This is a genomic window from Belnapia sp., from assembly GCF_059504005.1.
Genome location: NZ_JCACHU010000077.1, coordinates 48,578 through 68,559 on the forward strand (window position 1 = coordinate 48,578; position 19,982 = coordinate 68,559).

At 74.9% G+C, this 19,982-nt stretch carries 20 protein-coding genes; 12 read left to right on the forward strand and 8 right to left on the reverse strand.

All coding sequences use genetic code 11. The features are described 5' to 3' along the window. Positions 1-87 precede the first annotated feature (87 nt). Both AC5JJ1_RS11455 and cysQ read right to left on the reverse strand, forming a co-directional pair. Entirely contained in the window at positions 88-1,062 is a 975-nt protein-coding gene (locus AC5JJ1_RS11455) for an L-threonylcarbamoyladenylate synthase (protein WP_495785253.1), read from the reverse strand. Further along, positions 1,059-1,817: a 3'(2'),5'-bisphosphate nucleotidase CysQ gene (gene cysQ / locus AC5JJ1_RS11460; RefSeq protein WP_495785254.1), complete on the reverse strand. Its 759-nt coding sequence runs from the start codon at positions 1,815-1,817 to the stop codon at positions 1,059-1,061. Before cysQ ends, AC5JJ1_RS11455 begins: the two co-directional genes overlap by 4 nt. A 91-nt stretch (positions 1,818-1,908) precedes the next feature. Between cysQ and AC5JJ1_RS11465 the strand changes: the two genes are divergently transcribed. The 3 genes from AC5JJ1_RS11465 (at position 1,909) to AC5JJ1_RS11475 (ending at position 5,398) form a co-directional block, all read left to right on the forward strand. Continuing rightward, the gene (locus AC5JJ1_RS11465; RefSeq protein WP_495785255.1) at positions 1,909-3,414 is read left to right on the forward strand and encodes a leucyl aminopeptidase; all 1,506 of its coding nucleotides are present in this window, start codon (positions 1,909-1,911) and stop codon (positions 3,412-3,414) included. Between the two features lie 10 nt (positions 3,415-3,424). Next, positions 3,425-4,828, forward strand: coding sequence for a leucyl aminopeptidase family protein (locus tag AC5JJ1_RS11470; RefSeq protein ID WP_495785256.1), 1,404 nt, complete (start codon positions 3,425-3,427; stop codon positions 4,826-4,828). A 120-nt stretch (positions 4,829-4,948) separates the two neighbouring features. After that, entirely contained in the window at positions 4,949-5,398 is a 450-nt protein-coding gene (locus AC5JJ1_RS11475) for a DNA polymerase III subunit chi (protein ID WP_495785257.1), read from the forward strand. On the opposite strand, the gene AC5JJ1_RS11480 is transcribed toward AC5JJ1_RS11475, so the two are convergent. Next, on the reverse strand, positions 5,395-6,366 hold the full coding sequence (locus tag AC5JJ1_RS11480) for a Bug family tripartite tricarboxylate transporter substrate binding protein (RefSeq protein ID WP_495785258.1): 972 nt from the start codon (positions 6,364-6,366) through the stop codon (positions 5,395-5,397). The genes AC5JJ1_RS11475 and AC5JJ1_RS11480 overlap by 4 nt on opposite strands. 210 nt (positions 6,367-6,576) lie before the next feature. Between AC5JJ1_RS11480 and AC5JJ1_RS11485 the strand changes: the two genes are divergently transcribed. Continuing rightward, positions 6,577-6,750 (forward strand): hypothetical protein, encoded by a 174-nt coding sequence (locus AC5JJ1_RS11485; RefSeq protein WP_495785259.1) that lies wholly within the window; start codon positions 6,577-6,579, stop codon positions 6,748-6,750. Between the two features lies 1 nt (position 6,751). Here AC5JJ1_RS11485 and AC5JJ1_RS11490 read toward each other — a convergent pair whose 3' ends face one another. Further along, positions 6,752-7,195: a nucleoside deaminase gene (locus AC5JJ1_RS11490; RefSeq protein WP_495785260.1), complete on the reverse strand. Its 444-nt coding sequence runs from the start codon at positions 7,193-7,195 to the stop codon at positions 6,752-6,754. Positions 7,196-7,240: 45 nt separating this feature from the next. Between AC5JJ1_RS11490 and AC5JJ1_RS11495 the strand changes: the two genes are divergently transcribed. From AC5JJ1_RS11495 to AC5JJ1_RS11525, 7 genes are read left to right on the forward strand one after another with little or no spacing between them, the layout of a single operon-like run. Continuing rightward, the gene (locus AC5JJ1_RS11495) at positions 7,241-7,957 is read left to right on the forward strand and encodes a gamma-glutamyl-gamma-aminobutyrate hydrolase family protein (RefSeq protein ID WP_495785261.1); all 717 of its coding nucleotides are present in this window, start codon (positions 7,241-7,243) and stop codon (positions 7,955-7,957) included. Further along, positions 7,954-8,745: a pseudouridine synthase gene (locus tag AC5JJ1_RS11500; protein WP_495785262.1), complete on the forward strand. Its 792-nt coding sequence runs from the start codon at positions 7,954-7,956 to the stop codon at positions 8,743-8,745. The genes AC5JJ1_RS11495 and AC5JJ1_RS11500 overlap by 4 nt, the downstream gene beginning before the upstream one ends. Beyond that, positions 8,742-9,296 (forward strand): 16S rRNA (guanine(966)-N(2))-methyltransferase RsmD, encoded by a 555-nt coding sequence (rsmD, locus tag AC5JJ1_RS11505; RefSeq protein WP_495785263.1) that lies wholly within the window; start codon positions 8,742-8,744, stop codon positions 9,294-9,296. Before AC5JJ1_RS11500 ends, rsmD begins: the two co-directional genes overlap by 4 nt. After that, positions 9,293-10,480 (forward strand): glycosyltransferase family 4 protein, encoded by a 1,188-nt coding sequence (locus tag AC5JJ1_RS11510; protein ID WP_495785264.1) that lies wholly within the window; start codon positions 9,293-9,295, stop codon positions 10,478-10,480. Before rsmD ends, AC5JJ1_RS11510 begins: the two co-directional genes overlap by 4 nt. Positions 10,481-10,483: 3 nt before the next feature. Beyond that, entirely contained in the window at positions 10,484-13,114 is a 2,631-nt protein-coding gene (locus tag AC5JJ1_RS11515) for a glycosyltransferase (RefSeq protein ID WP_495785265.1), read from the forward strand. After that, positions 13,111-15,162 (forward strand): DUF6212 domain-containing protein, encoded by a 2,052-nt coding sequence (locus AC5JJ1_RS11520; protein WP_495785266.1) that lies wholly within the window; start codon positions 13,111-13,113, stop codon positions 15,160-15,162. The genes AC5JJ1_RS11515 and AC5JJ1_RS11520 overlap by 4 nt, the downstream gene beginning before the upstream one ends. A gap of 56 nt (positions 15,163-15,218) precedes the next feature. After that, positions 15,219-16,520: an NAD(P)/FAD-dependent oxidoreductase gene (locus AC5JJ1_RS11525; protein WP_495785267.1), complete on the forward strand. Its 1,302-nt coding sequence runs from the start codon at positions 15,219-15,221 to the stop codon at positions 16,518-16,520. On the opposite strand, the gene AC5JJ1_RS11530 is transcribed toward AC5JJ1_RS11525, so the two are convergent. Then, a complete protein-coding gene (locus AC5JJ1_RS11530; protein ID WP_495785268.1) occupies positions 16,521-17,510 on the reverse strand; it encodes an alpha/beta fold hydrolase in 990 nt (329 codons plus the stop codon). It lies immediately after the preceding gene. Beyond that, positions 17,507-17,707, reverse strand: coding sequence for a hypothetical protein (locus AC5JJ1_RS11535; RefSeq protein ID WP_495785269.1), 201 nt, complete (start codon positions 17,705-17,707; stop codon positions 17,507-17,509). Before AC5JJ1_RS11535 ends, AC5JJ1_RS11530 begins: the two co-directional genes overlap by 4 nt. 129 nt (positions 17,708-17,836) lie before the next feature. Between AC5JJ1_RS11535 and AC5JJ1_RS11540 the strand changes: the two genes are divergently transcribed. Continuing rightward, positions 17,837-18,214 carry a hypothetical protein gene (locus tag AC5JJ1_RS11540; protein WP_495785270.1) on the forward strand — a complete coding sequence of 126 codons (378 nt, stop codon included), beginning with the start codon at positions 17,837-17,839 and terminating at the stop codon, positions 18,212-18,214. Here the strand turns inward: AC5JJ1_RS11540 and AC5JJ1_RS11545 are convergent. Beyond that, positions 18,211-19,050 carry a hypothetical protein gene (locus AC5JJ1_RS11545; protein WP_495785271.1) on the reverse strand — a complete coding sequence of 280 codons (840 nt, stop codon included), beginning with the start codon at positions 19,048-19,050 and terminating at the stop codon, positions 18,211-18,213. The genes AC5JJ1_RS11540 and AC5JJ1_RS11545 overlap by 4 nt on opposite strands. 146 nt (positions 19,051-19,196) lie before the next feature. Continuing rightward, positions 19,197-19,739 (reverse strand): bactofilin family protein, encoded by a 543-nt coding sequence (locus AC5JJ1_RS11550; RefSeq protein WP_495785272.1) that lies wholly within the window; start codon positions 19,737-19,739, stop codon positions 19,197-19,199. Positions 19,740-19,982 lie beyond the last annotated feature (243 nt).

Here is a 19,982-nt window from a genome sequence, read left to right on the forward strand (position 1 = left end):
CGCCGACAGCCAGGCCACGAGGGCCGGTGCGCGACATCGGCCTGCATGAGCGGGGCGGACCCCGCTTCGTCGAGGCCACCGGCAGCGTCAGCTGCGCGGCGCCGCGGCGCGCGCCAGCCGGTCGTTGATCGCGGCGCCCAGCCCGGTCTCCGGCACCGGCATGGCGGCGATGCCGCGGCAGCCCTGGGCGGTGCCCGCCTCGTCCAGCCAGCGCAGCCCGGCGAAGAGACGCGCGGCCGCCTCGCGCAGGTCGCCCGCCGCGGAAAGGTTCCAGGCCAGCGCCGCGCCGGGCAGGGGCGGGCCGAAGGCCAGCAGCGCCTCGTCCGCCGCAACCGTCGTGGCGCCGAGGCGCACCGGCAGGCCCGGGGCATAGTGGGAGAGTAGCATCCCCGGCGAGCGCAAGCTGGCCGTCCTTGCCGCGGCGGACAGGGGCAGCGTGCGGCCGACCGGGCCGAGCGCCGCCTCGATCGCCTCCACCGGCACGCCGCCGGGGCGGAGCAGGACGGGGCCTGCGCCGGTGAGGTCGAGCACGGTCGACTCGACGCCGACCGCGCAGGGCCCGTCATCCAGCACCGCCGCGATCCGCCCGCCGAGCCCGGCCAGCACATGCTCGGCCGTCGTCGGGCTCACCTGGCCGGAGCGGTTGGCCGAAGGCGCCGCCACCGGCACGCCTGCGGCGCGCAGCAGGGCGAGGGCCGTCGGATGCGCCGGCACGCGCACCGCCAGCGTGTCGAGCCCGGCGCCGGCCAGCAGGTCCACCCGGCATTCCGGCCGGCGCGGCAGCACCAGCGTCAGCGGCCCCGGCCAGAAGCGGGCGGCGAGCAGAAGGGCACGGTCGTCGGCGCGCACATCGGCGAAGGCGGCGTCCGCATCGGGGTAGTGGCAGATCAGCGGGTTGAAATGCGGCCGGCCCTTGGCCTCGAAGATGCCGGCGACGGCGCGGCCGTCATGCGCATCGGCGCCGAGGCCGTAGACCGTCTCGGTCGGGAAGGCGACGAGGGCGCCCTCGCGCAGCAGGGCGGCGGCGCGGTCCAGCATGGCCGGCGTCAGCCGCTCCGTCATGCGCCGCGGCAGATGAAGTCGGGGTTGCGCCAGCCCGCCTTGCCGTAGCGAAGCGGGGCGCCGTCCAGCAGCGTCACCGCCCCGCCGGCGGCCTCGACCAGCGCCTGGCCGGCGGCCGAATCCCATTCCATGGTCGGGCCGAAGCGCGGGTAGAGGTCCGCCGCGCCCTCGGCCACGCGGCAGAATTTCAGCGCGGAGGAGGCGCTGCGCCGCTCCGCCACCGGCCGGCCGGCAAGGAAGGTGCCCATGCGCGGATCGTCGGCATAGTGGCGGCTGGCGAGCACCGTCAGCCCCTCGGGCGGCGGGCGGCGGGCCCGGATGGGGCGACGCGGCGCCGCATCCTCCTTCCACGCCCCGGCGCCGAGCAGGCCGCCGAAGACCTCGCCCGTCGCCGGCAGGGCCAGCGCGCCGAGCACCGCCCGGCCCTCCCGCACCAGGCCGATGCAGACGGCGTATTCCGTGCGGCCCTTGGCGAAGTCACGCGTGCCGTCCAGCGGGTCGACCAGCCAGAAGGCCGGGCAGACCGCCGTGACATGGCCGGCCGCCACCTCCTCCTCCGCCACCACGGGGATGTCGGGCCGGGCGGCGCGCAGGCCCTCGACGATCAGCGCCTCGGCGACGTGGTCGGCCTCGGTGACCGGGCTTTCGTCCGACTTGCGGTCCACCGCGAAGCCGGCGCGGCGCACCGCCTCGATCGCGGCCGCGGCGCGGCGGGCGAGGCCGGCGGCAAGCTCCAGCAGGGATGCATCGTCCATCCCCCGAGCTTTACCCGCCCGGCCCGTCTCCCGCCAGCGGCGGAGGGTGCTATCTTTCCCGGCAGACCCCTCAGCCCGGAACCCCAGCCGCATGATCGACATCGCTTTCGTGAAGCCCGCCCTGCCCCGCCATGGCGCGTTGGTGCTGCCCATTGGCGAAGGGGCGGAGGCCCTCGGCGGGCTCGCGCAGGAGGTGGATGCGGCGTCCGGCGGCGCGGTGCAGCGGGCGCTCACGGCAGCCAACTTCAAGGGCCGCAAGGGGCAGAGCTGCACCATCTGGGCCCCGGCGCTGGCCGATGGCGCCCCGGGGCCGGCCCGCATCGTCGCCATCGGCCTCGGCAAGGAGATCACGCCGGAAGCCGCCGAGGCCGCCGGCGGCGCGCTCTACGGCCTTGTCCAGGCGGAGCGCGAGGCGGTGGTCGCCGCCGAGGCGCTGCCCGCCCCGGTGGCCGCCGCGCTCGGCATGGGCCTGCTGCTGCGCAGCTACCGCTTCGACCGCTACCGCACCACGGAGAAAGAGGAGGACAAGCCGAAGCTCGAGCGCCTTTCCATCGCCACCGACGCGGCGAGCGCGGCGAAGGCCGCCTGGGCGCCGCTGCGCGCCGTCGCCGACGGCGTCTTCCTGACGCGGGACCTGGTGAGCGAGCCGCCGAACATCCTCAACCCGCCGGAGATGGCGGAGCGCTGCCGGGCGCTGGAAAGCCTCGGCCTCACCGTCGAGATCATGGGGCCGAAGGAGCTGAAGAAGCTCGGTATGGGCGCGATCCTCGGCGTGGCGCAGGGCAGCGTGCAGGAGCCGCGCATGGTGGTGCTGCAGTGGAACGGCGCCTCCAAGGGCAAGAAGGCCCCGGCGCAGCGCCCGGTCGCCTTCATCGGCAAGGGCGTGACCTTCGACACCGGCGGCATCTCCATCAAGCCCGCCGCCGGGATGGAGGACATGAAGTGGGACATGGCCGGCGCCGGCACCGTGATCGGGCTGATGGCGGCGCTCGCGGGGCGGAAGGCGAAGGTGGATGCGGTCGGCCTCGTCGGCCTGGTCGAGAACATGCCGAGCGGCAGCGCGCAGCGCCCGGGCGACGTGGTGACGACGGCGAGCGGGCAGACCGTCGAGGTCATCAACACCGATGCCGAGGGGCGGTTGGTGCTGGCCGATGTCATCCACTACTGCCAGACGCGCTTCGCCCCGCGCTTCATGGTCGACCTCGCCACGCTGACGGGCGCCATCATCATCGCCCTCGGCCACGAGCATGCCGGCCTCTTCAGCAACGATGACGAGCTGGCCGGGCAGATCATGGCGGCGGGCCGCGCGGTGGGCGAGGCCTGCTGGCGGATGCCGCTCGGCGAGGCCTATGACAAGCAGATCAAGTCCGACATCGCCGACATGAAGAATGTGGGCGGGCGGCCGGGCGGCTCGATCAGCGCGGCGCAGTTCATCCAGCGCTTCGTCGACACCAAGGCGGGGCCGATGCCCTGGGCGCATCTCGACATCGCCGGCACGGCCTGGAGCGGCAAGGACCTGCCGACGGCGCCGAAGGGGGCGACGGCCTTCGGCCTCCGCCTGCTCGACCGTATGGTCGCCGAGCATTACGAAGGCTGAGCCGCGCCCCATGCTGACAGTGAAGCTGCGGCGGGCGCCGCGCGAGGATGCGCGGGCGCCGCTCGCCCTGCCGCTGCCGGAAGCCGCCGCGGTGCCGGCCGCGCTGCGGGCGGCGGCGGAGGCGGCCGGCTTCACCGGCGCGGCGGGCCAGGCGGTGCTGCTGCCGGAGCGGGGGGTGATGCTGCTCGGCACCGGCGCCGCGCGGCGCCCGCTCGACTGGGAGGAGGCCGGGGGCATCGCGGCCGCCGCCGCCGGGGAGGCGCGGCGCTTCGCCATCGATGCGCGCGGGCTGGCGCCGGCGGACGCGGCCGCGCTCGCCGCCGGGGCCTGCCTGCGCGCCTGGCGCTTCACCCGCTACAAGGCGGAGCCCCAGCCCGGGCCGCGCCGGCTCGACCTGCTGGTCGACGATCCGGAGGCGATGGCGCCCTTCTGGGACCGGGCTTCGGCCGGGGTGCGGGGCTGCCTCCTCGCCCGCGACCTGTCGATGGAGCCGGGCAATGCGCTGACGACGCGCGCCTTCGCCGCCCGGCTGGAGGCGCTGGCGGAGCATGGCATCGGCGTCGACGTGCTCGGCCGCAAGCGGCTGGCGCGGGAGGGGCTGGGCGGCCTGCTCGCCGTCGGCGGGGGCAGCGAGAACCCGCCGCGCCTCGCCGTGCTGCGCTGGCGGGGCAGCGTGGCGACGGCGCCCGTCGTCTTCGTCGGCAAGGGCATCTGCTTCGACACGGGCGGGATCAGCATCAAGGGCGCGGCGGGGATGGAGGCGATGAAGGCCGACATGGCCGGCGCCGCGGCCTGCGCCGGGGCGGTGCTGGCGCTGGCCCTGCGGCGCTCCCCGGCGCCGGCCGTCGCCATCCTCGCCCTGGCGGAGAATGCGGTGGGGGCGGAGGCCTACCGGCCGGGCGACGTGCTGCGCATGGGCTCCGGCCGCACCGTCGAGGTCATCGACACCGATGCGGAGGGGCGCCTGGTGTTGGCCGATGCGCTGCACTACGCGCAGCGCTTCAAGCCCCAGGCGGTGCTCGACCTGGCGACGCTGACGGGCGCGATCGTCACCGCGCTCGGCCATCACCGGGCGGGGCTGTTCGGCACCGACGACCGGCTGCTGGCCCAGGCCCAGGCGGCGGGGGAGGCGGTGGGCGAGCCGCTCTGGCCCATGCCGATCGGGGCGCGGCACCGCGAGGACCTGGCCAGCGCCATCGCCGACCTCAAGCAATGCGCGACCGGGCGGCGGCAGCCGGATGCCTGCCATGCCGCGGCCTTTCTGCGCGAATTCGCTGGCCCCGCGCCCTGGGCGCATCTCGACATCGCTGGCGTCGACGACCGGCCGGAGGCCGCGGCGCTCGGCCCGCGCGGCCCGAGCGGCTTCGGCGCGCGGCTGCTCGATGCGCTGGTCGCCATGTATTTCGAGCACTGACCGTCCGATGACCGCAGCGCCGCCTGGCGCGGAGGTCTGAATCGGCCGGTGGAGGGTATCGTCCGATGACCGCAGCGCCGCCTGGCGCGGAGGTCTGAATCGGCCGATGGAGGATTGAGCATGGCGGAGGTCGCCTTCTACCACCTGACGCGCCTGCCGCTCGAGATGGCGCTGCCGAAGCTGCTCGGCCGCGTGCTCGGCACCGGCGGGCGGGCGCTGGTGCTCTGCGGCAGCGAGGAGCGGGTGGCGGCGCTCGACGACGCGCTGTGGAAATCGACGGATCCCGACTGGCTGCCGCATGGCACGGCGAAGAGCGGCCATGCCGCCATGCAGCCGATCTGGCTGACGGCGGAGGATGCGCCGGCGCCGAACGGCGCCCGCTTCCTCGTGCTGGTGGACGGGGCGGAGAGCGCGCGGGTCGCGGAGTACGACCGCGTGCTCGACCTCTTCGACGGCGCCGACGAGGCGGCCGTCGCCGCCGCCCGCCGCCGCTGGAGCGCGGCCAAGGCGGCGGGGCATGCGCTCTCCTACTGGCAGCAGGGCGCGCGGGGCTGGGAGAAGAAGGCCTAGCCGCCCTCCAGCCGGATCCCGGTCAGTTCCACCAGCGCCTGCCAGCGCTCGACCTCCGCCTTCTGGAAGGCCGCGAATTCCGCCGCGCGCAGCGGCGCCGGGGCGAAGCCGAGGGTCGCCAGCCGCGCCGCCATGGCCGGCTCGGCGAGGATGCGGGGCAGGGCCTCCGAGAGCCGGTCGATGATCGGCGCGGGCGTGCGCGCCGGGGCCCAGAGGCCGAACCAGGCATCGACGGCCATGCTGGGCGCGCCCGCCTCGGCGAAGCTCGGCACGTCGGGGAAGTCGGGCAGCCGCGCCGGGGCGCCGATGCCGAGAGCCCGCAGCCGCCCCTCCCTCACCAGGGTCATCACCTGCGGCCAGGTCGAGACGAAGAAGTCGACGACGCCCGCGATGGTGTCCGTGGTCGCCTGGGCGCCGCCGCGATAGGGGATGTGCGTCGCCTCGAGCCCCGCACGGCGGACGAAGCTCTCCGCGATCACATGGCTCGCCGAGCCGACGCCGGAGGAGGCGTAGGTGAGCGGCCCCGCCTTGCCGCGCGCGGCCAGCTCGGCGAGCGTGCGCGCGGGCGAGGCGGCGGGCACGACGAGGGCGTGGTGCACCTCGGCCAGCCGACCGATGGGGGCGAAGTCCTCCACGGGCCTGTAAGGCAGGTCCCGCACCATCGCCGCATTCGCCGCATGGGTCTGGTTGTTGCCGAGGCTGAGGGTGTAGCCGTCCGGCGCCGCCACCGCCGCCGCCTGGGTGCCGACCACGGCGGCGCCGCCCGGCCGGTTCTCGACGACGAAGCTGCTGCCGGGGATGGCGGCGGCCAGCGCCTCGGCCAGGGCGCGGGCCAGCACATCGGTGCTGCCGCCCGGCGGATAGGCGAGGAGGATGCGCACGGGCTTCGCCGGCCAGGGCGCCTCCTGCGCGCGGAGCGCGCCGGGCGCAAGCAGGGGCGCGGCGAGCAGCGCGCGGCGACGGATCATCTTTTCTTCCCCTCCAGAAATATCCGGTAATGAAACATCACCGCTTCGTGACGGCCTGAACTGCGCTGGTCAAGCTTCGGGATACACTTGGTTTCTACTTTGCCGTTATCATGACACAACCACCAGGCATCCTCCCCCCGGATGCAGGAGACCAGAGATGCCACGCAGACAGGCTGCGCGCTGCACCGGCCCGGCGGGGAGATGAGGCGCATGGAGAAGCGCACCGATCCCTGGGGAGACTTCCTGCGGCGAATCCTCCTCTCGGCCGGGCTTGCCAGTGCGGCCGCGGTATCCACGGCCTCGGCCGGCACCGACGCCCCGCAGGCCGAGGTCTCGGAGGCCGAGCCGCAGCCGGAGGCCCCTTCCCCCGCCGCCAAGGCCTGACTCACCGCCGCGCCGCGAAGAAGCTGCGCAGCACGGCGCCGCATTCCGCCTCGCGCAGGCCTCCCACCACCTCCGGCGCGTGATGGCAGGACGGTGCGGCATAGATCCGCGCGCCATGCTCGACGCCGCCGCCCTTCGGGTCATAGGCGCCGAAGACCAGGCGGCGGATGCGGAAGAAGCCGATGGCCTGGGCGCACATCGGGCAGGGCTCCAGCGTCACCGTCAGCGTGCAGTCGGCGAGGAACTTGTCGCGTCGCACCGCCGCCGCCGCGCGCAGCGCCAGCAGCTCGGCATGGGCCGAGGGGTCGTGCCGCGCCTCCACCTCGTTGGCCGCCCGGGCCAGCACGCCCCCGGCGGCGTCCGTCACCACCGCGCCCACCGGCACCTCGCCCCGCGCGGCGGCGGCGCGGGCCTCGTCGAGAGCGATTTCGATCGGGGAGGGCATGGCGCGAGCTTGCCCCGCCCCATGCAGGAGGTCTAGCAGAGCGCCATGCCCACCCGTCCCATCATCGGCGTCACCCTGGATGCGGAGGAGCCCGGCGGCTACTCCAAGCTGCCCTGGTATGCGCTCCGCAAGAACTACTTCTCGGCCCTCGCCGAGGCCGGCGCGCTGCCGATCGCCCTGCCGCACCATGCGGAGCTGGCGGAGGCCTATCTCGACCGCATCGACGGGTTGCTCGTCACCGGCGGCGCCTTCGACGTGGACCCATCGCTCTATGGCGAGGGCAGCACCCACCCGACCGTCACCCTGAAGGCGGGGCGCACGGATTTCGAGCTCGCCGTGACGCGCGGGGCGCTGAAGCGCGACATGCCCGTGCTCGGCATCTGCGGCGGCGAGCAGCTGCTGGCGGTGGCGCTGGGCGGCACGCTGATCCAGCACATCCCGGACAGCATCAGGACCGAGATCGAGCATGAGCAGCCCAACCCGCGCAACGAGCCGGGGCATGAGGTCGCCATCGCGGAGGATACGCTGCTCGCCCGCATCATCGGCAAGCCGCGCATGGCGGTGAACAGCGCGCACCACCAGGCCGTCGCCACGCCGGGTGCCGGTGCGCGGGTGAATGCCGTGGCGCCGGACGGGGTGGTGGAGGGCGTCGAGCATCCCGGCCACCGCTTTGCCCTCGGCGTGCAATGGCATCCGGAATATGCCGTCGACCCGGCCGACCCGCTGATCTTCGCCGCCTTCGTCGCGGCCTGCCGCCGGTGAGCGAGGCGGAGGAGGAGGACGGCGAACGCGGCGAGCGCATCGCCAAGTGGCTGGCCCGCGCCGGCGTCGCCAGCCGCCGCGATGCGGAGCGGATGATCGCCGAGGGCCGGGTGAAGCTGGACGGCAAGGTGGTCGGCAAGCCGGCCACCTTCGTCCAGCCCGGCCAGGCGGTGATGGTCGACAACCGCCCCGTCGCCAATGCCCAGCGCACCCGCCTCTTCCGCTACCACAAGCCCGAGGGGCTGGTGACGACGCACCGCGACGAGAAGGGCCGCAAGACCGTCTTCGACGCGCTGCCGCCCGGCCTGCCGCGGCTGATCTCGGTCGGCCGCCTCGACCTCACCTCCGAGGGGCTGCTGCTGCTGACCAATGACGGCGCGCTGGCGCGGCGGCTGGAGCTGCCCTCGAACGGCTGGATCCGCCGATACCGCGTCAGGGTGAACGGCGACGTGGACGAGGGGGTGCTGGCCTCGCTCGGCCGCGGCATCGTCGTCGACGGCGTGCGCTACGCGCCGATCGAGGCCGGGCTCGACAGCCGCAAGGGCGCCAATGCCTGGCTGACCGTCGCCCTGCAGGAGGGGCGCAACCGCGAGATCCGGCGGGTGATGGAATATCTCGGCCTCACCGTGAACCGGCTGATCCGCGTCTCCTACGGGCCCTTCCAGCTCGGCGCCCTGCCGGCCGGGGCGGTGGAGGAGGTGAATGCCAAGGTGATGCGCGAGCAGCTCGGCCTGACGGAGGAGCAAGCGCCGCGCCGGCGGGCCGCGCCGAGGGCCGCGGAAGGGTGAGGCTCATCGCCGGGCGGCACCGTGGGCGGCGCCTCCAGGCTCCGGCCGGCATGGCGACGCGCCCGACTGCCGACAGGGTGCGCCAGGCGCTGTTCGACCTGCTCTGGCACGCCCCCTGGGCGGGGCGGGAACGGGTGGAGGGCGCCGCGGTGCTCGACGCCTTCGCCGGCACCGGGGCGCTCGGGCTGGAAGCGCTCTCCCGCGGCGCGGCGCGGGCCAGCTTCCTCGAGACCGACCGGGGGGCGCTGGCCGCGCTGCGCGCCAACATCGCCGCCTGCCGGGAGGAGGCGCGCTGCACCGTCCTCGCCGCCGATGCGACCCGGCCGCCGCGCGCGCCCTCGCCCTGCGGCCTCCTCTTCCTCGACCCGCCCTATGCCGAGGGGCTGATGGAGGCGGCGCTCGCGGCGCTGGCCGCCGCCGGCTGGATCGCGCCGGACGCCATCATCTGCGCCGAGTATGCCGCCGGCGCCGCCGCGCCGCCGCCCGGCTTCGCCCTGCTGGCCGAGCGGGCGCATGGCGCCGCGCAGCTGCTGGTGCTGCGCCCGGCATGATGGCCGTCCGCCGGCTGCGGCGCCTGCTGGTGCCGCTGCCCTCGGCCGCCATCGGCGGGGCGGAGCGGCATACGGCGAGCCTCGCCCTGGCGCTCGCCGAGGCCGGCGTCGAGGTGACCGTCGCCGCCGAACCCGCCCTGCTGCCGGGCCTGGCCGCGCTCTTCCGCCCGCTTGCCCCCGTGGCGGCGCCGGTCGGCTGGCGCGAGGCGGAGGGGATGGAGGCCAATGCCGCCCGCCAGGCCGGGGCCGCGGCGGCGCTGATCGCCCGCCATGTGCCGGAGGCGGCCCTGCTGCCGCTGCCCTGGCCGAGCCATGGCCTCGGCCTGCAACGCGCCCTGGCGGAGGCGCATCTGCCCGGCCTCGCCATCGCCCATCTCGCCCCGCATGAGCCGGAGCCTGTGCCGGCCGCCCTGCTGCGCCCGGCGCTCGCCGCGCCGCTGGCCTGGGCCGCGGTCTCCGCCCCGGTCGCCGGGCGCGTGGCGGCGCTGTTCGGCCTCGCGCCCGGGCAGGTCGCCGTGGTGCCGAACGGCGTCGCGGTGCCGCCCGAGGACCCGGCCCGGCGCGCGGCGCAGCGCCTCGCGCGGCGGGCAGCGCTCGGCCTCGGGCCGGGGGCGCCGCTGGTGCTCTTCGCCGGGCGACTGGAGGAGAAGAAGGGCGCCGACCTGCTGCCGGCGCTGGCCGGGCGGCTGGGGGAGGAGCTGGGCGCCACGCTGGCCGCGCTCGGCGCAGGGCCCTTGGCGCCCCTGCTCGCCGCCCATCCGGCAGCGCGGGAGGGGGGGCCGCTGCGCCTGCCGGGCGCGGTCGACGACGTAGGGGACTGGCTGCTGGCGGCGGACGCGCTGGTGCTGCCCTCGCGGCTCGAGGGCTGCCCGCTGATCGCGCTGGAGGCGGCGGCGCGGCGCTGCCCCATCGTCGCCACCGCCGCCGCGCTCGAATGCTGGGGCGACGCTGCCCGCTCGCTGGCCCTGGTCGTTGCGACGCAATCGGTACTGGACCTGACCGACCGGGTTTCCGTTGCGATAGCGAAGCCTGCGGATATGGCGCCCCTGCTCGACCTCGCCGGGAAGAAGGCCGGTGATTTTGACAGGCCAAGGATGGTCGGCCAGTATTTTGCGCTGCTTCGCGGCCTCGGTCCGGCTGCGGCGCCATCGGGGCCGGCCCGGGCCCATCCGGACGGACGCTGACCGATGCAGACGACGCCGAAGGCGCGGACCCTCCCGGGGCCTGCCGGGACAAGCTGGACCGCCGCCGTCGAGGTCGCGGTCATCATCCCCGCCCATGGCCAGCCGGGCCTGCTGCCGGAAGCCATCCTCTCCGTCCTCGACCAGCAGGGCGGGCCGCCCGCCGCCGCCATCGTCGTCGACGATGGCTGCCCCCATCCGGAGACGGCGGAGACCGCCCTCGCCTTCGCCAGGCTGCATCCCGGCCGGGTCTTCCTGCTGCGCCGGGCGAATGGCGGGCTGTCCGCCGCGCGCAACACCGGCATCGACTTCGCCCTCGCCGCCTTTCCCAGCTGCCGCGCGCTGCATTTCCTCGATGCCGACAACCGGCTGCATCCGCACTACCTGGCCCGGGCGCTGGCGGCGCTGGCAGCGGCGCCGGCGGAGGTCGGCTGGGTCTACCCGGACATCGACGAGTTCGGCGGGCAGGACCACTGGACCACCGGCGGTGACTTCTCGCTGCTGCAGCTGCTGACCTGCAATTACTGCGAAGCCGGCAGCGTCGTCCGGCGGGAGCTGGCCGAGAGCGGCCTTCGCTTCGACGAGACCATGCGGGAGGGCTTCGAGGACTGGGATTTCTGGCTCTCCGCCGCCGCCCGCGGCTGGCGCGGCCGGCACCTGCCGCATGCCGGCTTCCGCTACCGGCGCCGGCCGGAGAGCATGCTCTCCTCCTCCGAGCGGCTGCGGCCGCTGCTGCTCGGCCAGATGCAGCGGAAGCATGCGCGCCTCCTCGCGCCGAGGCGGTTGCTGGCGATGGAGGCGGCGGAGGCCCCGCGCTTCGCCCTGCACCTGCCGGATGAGGGGCAGGTCCGCCTCGTCCTCGACCCGGCGGAGGGGGGACTCGGCCTCCCGCCGAGCCAGGCCCGCGAGCGGCTGCTCGCGGCGATGGAGCAGCCGAGCGCCTGCCACCACCCGGAGGTCCTCTGCTTCACCGAGGCGCCGGTGCTCGAGCTGCTCGGCCGCGCCGGCGTGCTGCACATGGTCTTCTGGTGGGCCGAGCGGCTGCTGCGCGAGGCGCATGTCGTGGCCCTCGAGATCGTCGCGGCCGGCCAGCCGATGCTGGCGCTGGAGCGCCCCGGCACCGCCGCCGGGCACCTGGCCCAGGCGCCGCTGGTCTTCGCCCGCAGCCGGATGCTGTGGGAGGCGGCCGGCGACCTCTCCCCGGCCTGGATCGAGAGCCTGCAGGGGCCGTCGCCGCAGCCCGCCAGCGCGTTGCTGCGGCTGCACCTGCCGGCGCCGGGTGCGCTCGCCAGCCCCCTGCCGCTGCGGCTGCTGCTGCTGGAGGCGGCGGCGCTCGGCCGCCTGCGCCGACGGCGGAGCGCCATGCCCGCCGGCTGGAAGCGCGAGTACCGCCCGCCGCGCGGCCGCATTGCCGCCGATGCCGGGGCCGTCATCGGCATCGGCCGCCTCCTGCCGCGCCTGCCGCGGCCGGGGGCGCGCGACATCGGCTTCCTGCTGCCGCTCTTCGCCTTCGCCGGGCTGGAGAAGGTGATCCTCAACCAGGCCGCGGTGCTGCGCCGGCGCGGCTGGCGGACGCATCTGGTCGTGCTCGGCCAGAGGCGGATCGACCGGGGCGCGGAGTTCGCCGGCGCCTTCGACACGGTGATGCTGCTCGACGGGCTGGGCGAGACGGCCGTGTCCTGGGAGGGCGGCTATTTCGGCGCCGGGGTCTCGCATTTCGGCGGGTCGGAGGCGGCGCGGGACGTGCTCGGCGTGCTGGCCGGGCTCGACGTGCTGGTCAACGTCCATTCGCTGGCCGGGCAGGCGCTGATGGCGCCGCTGCGACGGCTCGGCCTCCGCGTCTTCGGCGGGCTGCACCTCATCGAGCACGGGCCGCATGGCGAGCCGCGCGGCACGCCGCATGTCCAGGCCGCCTACGACCATGCCTATGACGGCGTCATGGTGATCTCGCGCCAGCTGCGCGACTGGTGCATCGGCGCCGGCATCCCGCCGCGGAAGATCCACCTGGTCGAGAATGCGCCGGGCTATGCGGCGCGGCCCGCGCGCGTCGCGGCGGCGCTGGCCGCCCGGCAGAGGCAGCCGCGGCGGCCGCTCCAGGTGCTCTTCCTCGGCCGGCTGGACTGGCAGAAGGGGCTCGACCGGCTGGCCGCCATCATCGGCCGCAGCGCGCCGCTCGGCCTGCGCTGGCGCGTGGCCGGGCGGGCGGTGCTGGAGGATGCCGCGCAGCCGGAACTGGGCGTCGCGGTCGAGCCGCCGGTCCTCGAGCCGGAGGCGCTGGACGCGCTCTATGCCTGGGCCGACGTGCTGGTCCTGCCCTCCCGCTTCGAGGGCGTGCCGCTGGTGGTGCTGGAGGCGCAGCGCATGGGCTGCGCCGTGATCGCCACCGATGTCGGCGCGGTGCCCGAGGCGATCCGGCATGGGGAGGACGGCTTCCTCGTCCCGCACCGGCAGGGGGAGGAGGCGATCGTCGCCGGCTTCGTCGAGAGCCTCGCGCAGCTCTCCGCCGACCGGGCGCTGCTGGCCGGCATCGCCGCCGCGGCCGCCGCCCGACAGGCCGGGGGCGGCTGGCCGGAGCGCATGCGGGACTTCCTTGACCATCTCGACCGGCTGGTGCCGGCGCCAGGACTGCCCCGATGACCCTGCTGATCGCCCCGGCCGACCTCGCCGACCTGCATGACGGCAGCCCGCTGCTGCTGGCGCTGGAGGGGGTCGACTTCGCCGCCCTCGCCCTGCCGGGCCTCTCCGCCTGGCAGGTGGCGATGCGCGGCGGCAGCCTTTGCCTGCATCGCCCGGGCGCGGCGGCGGAGCGGGCGACAGAGCCGGTGCCGGTGCCGCCGGCCCATGTGCTCGCCCTGCTGGCGCCGGATGCCGCAGCCGCGGCGCCCCTGCTCGCCTTGTGGTCCGCCGCCGGGGCGGAGCTGCCGCCGGTGATCGAGGCGGCGGAGGCCGGGGCGGCCTTCCCGGCGCTCGCCCGCCTGGCGCTGGCCGCCCTTGGCCGTCAGGCCGCGGCCATCGCCGTGTTGCACCGCGCCCTCGCCGCGGCCCGGCAGGAGGCGGAGGAGAGCCGCGAGGCCTTCGTATCCCTGGTCCGGCATGGCAGCCGCCAGGCTGCGCCGGCCCCGCTCAGCCAGGTGCTAGCGCTGGAGCCCGAGCCGGGCGCCGAGGCGGCGGCCGAGGCGGGGCGGCTGGCGGCGGCCCAGGTGCTCGGCCTCCGGCTGGAAGGCGTGGCGAGCCTCGCGCTGCATCTGCGGGAGGCGCATGTCGGCCCGGCCGGGCTGCTCCGGCTGCGGCTTTACGGGGCGGAGAGCGGCCGGGTTCACGGCGCCTGGCTGGTGCCGGGCGAGGCGCTGCTGCCCGGCTGGCTGGTGCTCGACCTGCCGACGCCCATCGGCCCGGTGCGGGAAACCGCCTGCCTCGACATCGCAGCCGAGCTGGAGGCCGGCGACGGCCTTGCCCTCTCGCTCGAGGCCGGGGTGACGGCGCCGGAGCGGGCGCTGGCGGTGCGGGGCGGGCCGGCGCCGGAGCGCGGCCTCGCGCTGCGGCTCTGGACCGCGCCCTTCGGCCGGCGCTTCACCGTGCCGCCGCACTGGGATGCCGAGGCGGTCGGGCTCGATCTCGGCTGGCCCGGCGTGCCGATGCGGCTGCCGGCCCAGCTGTGGGAGGCGGCGCGCTTCCCGGCCGGGCAGGTGGAGTGGGTGGCGCTCGGCAGCGAGGCGCCGCGGCTGCAGGCGAGCTTCGGCGCCGGCCGGCGGCTGGCCATCGCCCTGCCGACGGTGCCGGTCAATGGGCTCGACCTGCTGCAGGCGGAGGTCGCGGTCGCCCGCGGCGATCCCGGCCTGCTCGAGGCGGCGCTCTGGTTGCAGCCGGAGGGGGGCGCGCGGGCGCTCGAGGGCGACCTGGTGCTGGACGCGGCGGAGGCCCGCTGGAGCGGCTGGCGGACGGCGCCGCCGGAGGGCGGGCCGCTGCTGCTGCCCCTGGCCCTGCCGCCCGACGGGCCGCGCCAGGCGGCGGTGGTGCTGGTGCTGCGCCATGCCGGCTCGCCGCCGGACCAGCCGCTGCGGGTGGAATGGTCGGAGCTGCTCGGCTTCCGCACCCTCGCCGCCGCGCCGCGGCCGGATCCGGCGAGGCCGCTCCCCGCCCCGCCGCCGGCGGAGCCGGTGCGGGCCGCGCCCGCGCCGGTGGCCTGGCAGGCCGCCGCCCCAGCCGTCCCCTTGGCCGCCCCCTCGCCGATGGCGGCCGGGCCGCATGCGGCGCTGATCCGCCTGCAGGAGTATTTCGTCACCCCGGATGGCGGCTACCGCCACCTCGACCTCTGGCTGGAGCAGGTCAGCGACGGGCCGTGGAGCTGGCCCATCCTGCGCGTCAAGCTGGCGCAGCGGGGCGAGGGGCCGGTGCTGGAATTCCGCAACCGCGAGGGCTGGCCGAGCCTCTTCTCCGCCTGGCCGGGGACGGAGGCGGATGGCTGGGGCCCCTATTGGCTGGTGCGGGAGGCCGATCTTGCCGGCGACCTGTTCGACCGCCTGCCGCAGGAGCGCGACCGCCGGATGCTCGCCGCCTTGGTGCGGCTGCTGCCCGAGGCGGTCGCCCGGGCGGCGCGGGAAGCGCCCGAGGCGGCGGCGCAGGAGGGCCGATGGGTGGCGCTCGCCCGGCAGCTCGCCGGGGCGCTGAGGGTCGCGGCCGCGTAGAGCGTGATCACGAGCCCGCTTGACGATGCGGGCCCGGCTTGGGAATTCTCGCGCCCATGCACGACACAATCGAGCCCGATGTCCTCGTGATCGGCGGCGGCCCCGCCGGCTCCACCGCGGCCGCCCTCCTCGCCCAGCAGGGCCGGCAGGTGGTGCTGGTCGAGAAGGAGAGCCACCCGCGCTTCCATATCGGCGAGAGCCTGCTGCCGCGGAACCTCGACATCCTTGAGCGGCTCGGCGTGCTGGAGGCGGTGCGCGGCATCGGCGTGCACAAGCCCGGCGCCGAATTCGTCTCCGACCGCACGGGGCGGAGCTGCGCCTTCCCCTTCGCCCAGGCGCTCGACCGCGAGCGGACCCATGCCTGGCAGGTGCGGCGGTCGGAGTTCGACCGGCTGCTCTTCGCCAATGCCGGGCGGCTCGGGGCCGAGACGATGGAGCGCACCCGCGTCACCGACATCCAATTCGCCGCGGCCGGCGAGCGGGCGACGGTGACGGCGGAGGGGCCGGAGGGCGAGACGCTCACCTTCCGCCCGCGCTACCTGCTGGACGCCTCCGGCCGCGACACCTTCCTCGCCGGCCGGCTGAAGGTGAAGACCAGCAACAAGTACAACAACACCGCCGCCTGCTACGCGCATTTCCGCAACGTGGAGCGGCGCGAGGGCGAGCTCGACGGCTATATCAGCATCCACCTCGCCGAGGATGGCTGGTTCTGGCTGATCCCGCTGCCCGGCAACGTGATGAGCGTCGGCTTCGTTGGCAACCAGTCGGCCTGGAAGGGGCGGCAGGGCAGCGCGCAGGACCTCTTCCTCCAGCGCATCGCCTCCAGCCCGACGGTCGCGGCGCGGATGCGCAATGCCGAGATCGCCTCCGAGATCTATGCCACCGCCAACTACAGCTACCGGGCGCGGCAGGGGAACGGCCAGGGCTACCTGATGATCGGCGACGCCTACGGCTTCGTTGACCCGATGTTCTCGACCGGCGTGCTGATGGCGATGACCGCGGGCGAGCTCGGCGCCAAGGCGGCGCATTGCTGGCTCGACGACCCGGTGCGCGGCCAGCGCCTGGCGGAGCGCACCAACCGCGAGCTAGGGCGGGCGATGGACCGCATCTCCTGGCTGATCTACCGGGTGAACGACCCGGTGATGCGCTCGCTCTTCATGGCGCCGAAGAACGCGCTCTGGATGCGCGACGGCATCATCAACATGCTGGCCGGCAACCTGCGCGGCTCCTGGCGCGCGGCGGTGCCGATCCTGAGCTTCAAGGTGGTCTACCACACCCTCTCGGCCCTGCACCGCGTTGGGCTCGGGCCGAAGATGGCGGAGGAGGGCCCGCCGCCGGCCCTCGCCCTGGCAGAGTAGTCAGCCGGTTCTCGCCAGCCAGTCCCGGCCCGCGGCCTCCGCGCCGGAGGGCAGGGGCTCGGCCGGCTCCTCCATCCAGGCGAGGATGTCGCGGGCGACCACCGCCCGCTCCTGGTCGCGCAGCAGCAGGTGGTGGCCCTTCGGGTAGAAGCCGAGGCGGACCGGCGCCGCCGGGCCGAAGGCGCCGAGCAGCCGCCGCACCGGGCCCTGCGGCACGATGCGGTCCTCGCCGCCATAGAGCAGCAGCGTCGGCGCGCGGAGGCGCGGCGCCGCCTCCAGCGCCCGGTCCATGAGGTCGACCAGGCCGTAGACGAGGTCGACGCGGAAGGTGCGGAGCGTCAGCGGGTCCCGCCCCCAGCGGCGCATCGCCTCCTCGTTGTCGGTCGGCGAGAAGCCGGGGGCGGAGCCGCTGAAGCCGACGGCCGGAATCGCATGCGCCGCGATCTCGAGCGTCTTCCAGGCGAACTCGCCCATCGAGGCCCGGCCGCGCACGCCGGGCGCCAGCAGGATGAGCCCCGTGACCGGCGGCGGGTCCTCCGCCGTCAACGTCACCAGGGCGACGGCCGCGCCCATGCTCTCGCCGGCGAGGAAGACCGGCACGCCCGGGTAGCGCAGCGCCAGCAGCCGGGCAACGGCGGCGGCATCGGCAATCAGCGTCGCCGTCCCCGGCCAGTAGCCGCGATGTGGCGCCGCGCCGAATCCGCGCTGGTCATAGGCGAAGACGCCGACGCCCTGCTGGGCGAAGAGCGGCGCCGGGATGTCGAAGAAGTTGAAGGAATAGTCGCCGAAGCCGTGCAGGGCGAGGAGGATGGCGCGCGGCCGCCCCTCCGGCATCCAGGAGACGTAGGGCAGGCGCGCGCCGTCGGCGGTGACGAAGGCCTTGTTGCCGAAGGCCGGGTCGCCCGCCGGCCGGCCGGCCGGCATCACCACCGGCGTGCAGCCGGCGGCGCCGAGCAGCCCGAGCAGGCAGAGTCGGCGGGTGAGGCTCACTCCGTGCGCCGCTGCATCCAGGTGCCGGCGCGCTCCAGCGCATTGCCGGTGGAGTTCGCCGCACGGCCGAGCGCCTGGCCGGTGCGGGTGCCGGCGCGGTCGACCGCCTCGCCGGCCCGCGTCGCCGGCTGGCGGCTCTGGCAGGCGGCCGCGCCGACCAGGCAAAGCACGAGAAGGGCGCGCAGCAAGGCGGACATCGGCTCGACAACTCCGTCGGGTGGTCCCAATGGGATTCCAGTGGGATATGGCGCGCCCCGCCCGGTGGCAAGGCCGCCGCGGCTGCGCTAAGATCCTGCAACGGTAGGACACACGGGAGGCCCTCACCCATGATCCAACGTCGCCTGGTCGCCTTCGGCGCCATCCTCGCCCTCGCCGCCTGCGCGCGCCCGGCGCCGCTGCAGGAGGGCAGCGGCGAGTTCGTCGGCCGCGGGACGCTGGCGCAGCGCGCCGCCGAGATCAGGCGGGCCGGCGCCGGGCTCGGCTGGGTGATGCAGGACCAGGGGCCGGGGCTGATGCGCGGCACGCTGAACATCCGCAGCCACCAGGCCGTGGTCGACATCCCCTACGACGCGCGCCGCTTCAGCATCCGCTACGTCAGCAGCACCAATCTCGACTACACCGGCGCCACCATCCACCGGAACTACAACACCTGGGTGCGCAACCTGCAGAACGCCATCCTCGTGCAGTCCGGCGCGCAGGGCTAAGCTTGGTCGATCAGGCTGTCCTGCTCCGGATAGGGCTCGGCGGCCAGCGTCTCCGGCTCGATGATCTCGCCATGGTTCGGCCGCGGCAGCAGCGCGAGCCGCGCATCGAGCTGGCCGTAGACCAGCTGGCGGAAGGCGGTGCGCGACAGCCGCCCGCTCTCCGGCACCTGCTCGAGGAAGGCCTGGAACACCGCGCGGTAGCGCGCCGCCTGGCGGATGAAGCGCTCGTCGATGTCGTACTTCGCCATCTCCTTCGGCGTCACCGGCAGGATGCGGAGGATGTGCAGCGGCAGCTCCTCCGGCGGCGGCAGCGAGGAGTAGCGCGCCTCCGCCCCCGGCTCCGTCCAGCCATGGATCAGCCGCCACATGGCGACGAGGATGCCGCCCAGCTCGCTGACGACGAGGCTCCACTCGGCGGTGAGGCGCAGCAGCCGCGTCTCCTGGAACAGCAGCTGCGTCGTCCGCCGCTCCGTCACCCGGTCGGCAGCGGCGGTGCGAAGCTGCTCCTGCAGCAGCGCCGACTGCGCCCGCACCTCCTCCACCAGCGTCTCGGAGAGGGCGCGCTGGTTGCAGAAGATGGTGGTCTGGCGCAGCAGGCTCTCGGTCAGCGTGCCGAGCTCGATCCGCTGCGTTAGCCAGGTGAAGATCAGCATCAGGAGGCAGGGCGGCAGGAAGAGCGCGGCCATGATGACGGAGAGGTGCAGTGGCGGCAGGGCGAGGAAGGCCTCCGGCCCATCCAGCCGCATCAGCACGAAGCCGGCGGCGGGGACGAAGAGGCTGGCCAGCACCGTCACGCCCCAGGCGGCGACATGCATCATCTTGCCGGTGGTGGTCATCCGAGGCTCTCGTCGCAGCGGTTGAACGGGGCGATGACCGAAGGCTCGAACGCACCGGGCGGCGCCGTGCCGTCCCGGTGGCGGTGGGCAGGGCGGGGGGTGCCCGCCTTGCCTGGCCTGGGCCGGGCACAGCCGGCCGCGATGCCTCAGTCGCCGGCCTGGACCGCCGCCTCCGGATGGAAGGCGCGCTTGGCCGGCGCCTCGCCTAGCATCTCCATCTGCGCCGTGAGCTGCCCGCCTTCCTCGACCGAGAGGCGGTGGCAGCGCGCCGTGCCGCTGACGACGCCGGTCTCGCGGATGACGAGGCGCTTGCGCGCGGTGATCGAGCCCTCGAAGCGGCCGGCGACATGCGCGACATCGACGGTGATCTCGCCGCGGAAGGTGCCGCCGGCGGCGACCATCAGCTCGGTCGCCTCCATCTTCGCGTCCACCGTGCCCTCGACGACCAGGCGCTCGGCATCGGCGACGGTGCCCTGCAGGCGGATGCCGCGGCCGACGACGAGGGTGCGCAGGTCGATCGGCTCCGGCACCAGGGCGGGAGTGGCGGCATCGGGGTGGACGGCGGCGTTCGGCGGCTTGTTGCCGGCGGGGCGGAAGACGGGGATGCCCGTATCGGCCTCGCGCGGCTTCGCCGCCGGCTCGGGCAAGGGGTTGCCATCCTTGGTGCGGTTCAGAATGCCAAGCGACACAGGGATTTTCCCTTCCTAAGCATATATTACAACAACAAATCGAGAGCTGCCCTGTCCACTGAAATCGCGGGTGCGGCATGAGCGGCGCCGGGCGCGTTGCGCCACGGACGCACTCGCCACACGAAGCTCGCGCAGCGCGATTATCGGTTCCTTAATAGAGATGTCTTTCGTAACGAATTCCGCCGCCCTGGGCTCGCGGAATTCGCCCTAATCCATTGTCGCCGCACGCAATTTCTGGCCGGA

Excerpts from the sequence above, each read along its gene's own strand:
- AC5JJ1_RS11455 (WP_495785253.1), bottom strand. The coding sequence starts at position 1,062 with ATGACGGAGCGGCTGACGCCGGCCATGCTGGACCGCGCCGCCGCCCTG.
- cysQ (WP_495785254.1), bottom strand. The coding sequence starts at position 1,817 with ATGGACGATGCATCCCTGCTGGAGCTTGCCGCCGGCCTCGCCCGCCGC.
- AC5JJ1_RS11465 (WP_495785255.1), top strand. The coding sequence starts at position 1,909 with ATGATCGACATCGCTTTCGTGAAGCCCGCCCTGCCCCGCCATGGCGCG.
- AC5JJ1_RS11470 (WP_495785256.1), top strand. The coding sequence starts at position 3,425 with ATGCTGACAGTGAAGCTGCGGCGGGCGCCGCGCGAGGATGCGCGGGCG.
- AC5JJ1_RS11475 (WP_495785257.1), top strand. The coding sequence starts at position 4,949 with ATGGCGGAGGTCGCCTTCTACCACCTGACGCGCCTGCCGCTCGAGATG.
- AC5JJ1_RS11480 (WP_495785258.1), bottom strand. The coding sequence starts at position 6,366 with ATGATCCGTCGCCGCGCGCTGCTCGCCGCGCCCCTGCTTGCGCCCGGC.
- AC5JJ1_RS11485 (WP_495785259.1), top strand. The coding sequence starts at position 6,577 with ATGGAGAAGCGCACCGATCCCTGGGGAGACTTCCTGCGGCGAATCCTC.
- AC5JJ1_RS11490 (WP_495785260.1), bottom strand. The coding sequence starts at position 7,195 with ATGCCCTCCCCGATCGAAATCGCTCTCGACGAGGCCCGCGCCGCCGCC.
- AC5JJ1_RS11495 (WP_495785261.1), top strand. The coding sequence starts at position 7,241 with ATGCCCACCCGTCCCATCATCGGCGTCACCCTGGATGCGGAGGAGCCC.
- AC5JJ1_RS11510 (WP_495785264.1), top strand. The coding sequence starts at position 9,293 with ATGATGGCCGTCCGCCGGCTGCGGCGCCTGCTGGTGCCGCTGCCCTCG.
- AC5JJ1_RS11515 (WP_495785265.1), top strand. The coding sequence starts at position 10,484 with ATGCAGACGACGCCGAAGGCGCGGACCCTCCCGGGGCCTGCCGGGACA.
- AC5JJ1_RS11520 (WP_495785266.1), top strand. The coding sequence starts at position 13,111 with ATGACCCTGCTGATCGCCCCGGCCGACCTCGCCGACCTGCATGACGGC.
- AC5JJ1_RS11525 (WP_495785267.1), top strand. The coding sequence starts at position 15,219 with ATGCACGACACAATCGAGCCCGATGTCCTCGTGATCGGCGGCGGCCCC.
- AC5JJ1_RS11535 (WP_495785269.1), bottom strand. The coding sequence starts at position 17,707 with ATGTCCGCCTTGCTGCGCGCCCTTCTCGTGCTTTGCCTGGTCGGCGCG.
- AC5JJ1_RS11540 (WP_495785270.1), top strand. The coding sequence starts at position 17,837 with ATGATCCAACGTCGCCTGGTCGCCTTCGGCGCCATCCTCGCCCTCGCC.
- AC5JJ1_RS11545 (WP_495785271.1), bottom strand. The coding sequence starts at position 19,050 with ATGACCACCACCGGCAAGATGATGCATGTCGCCGCCTGGGGCGTGACG.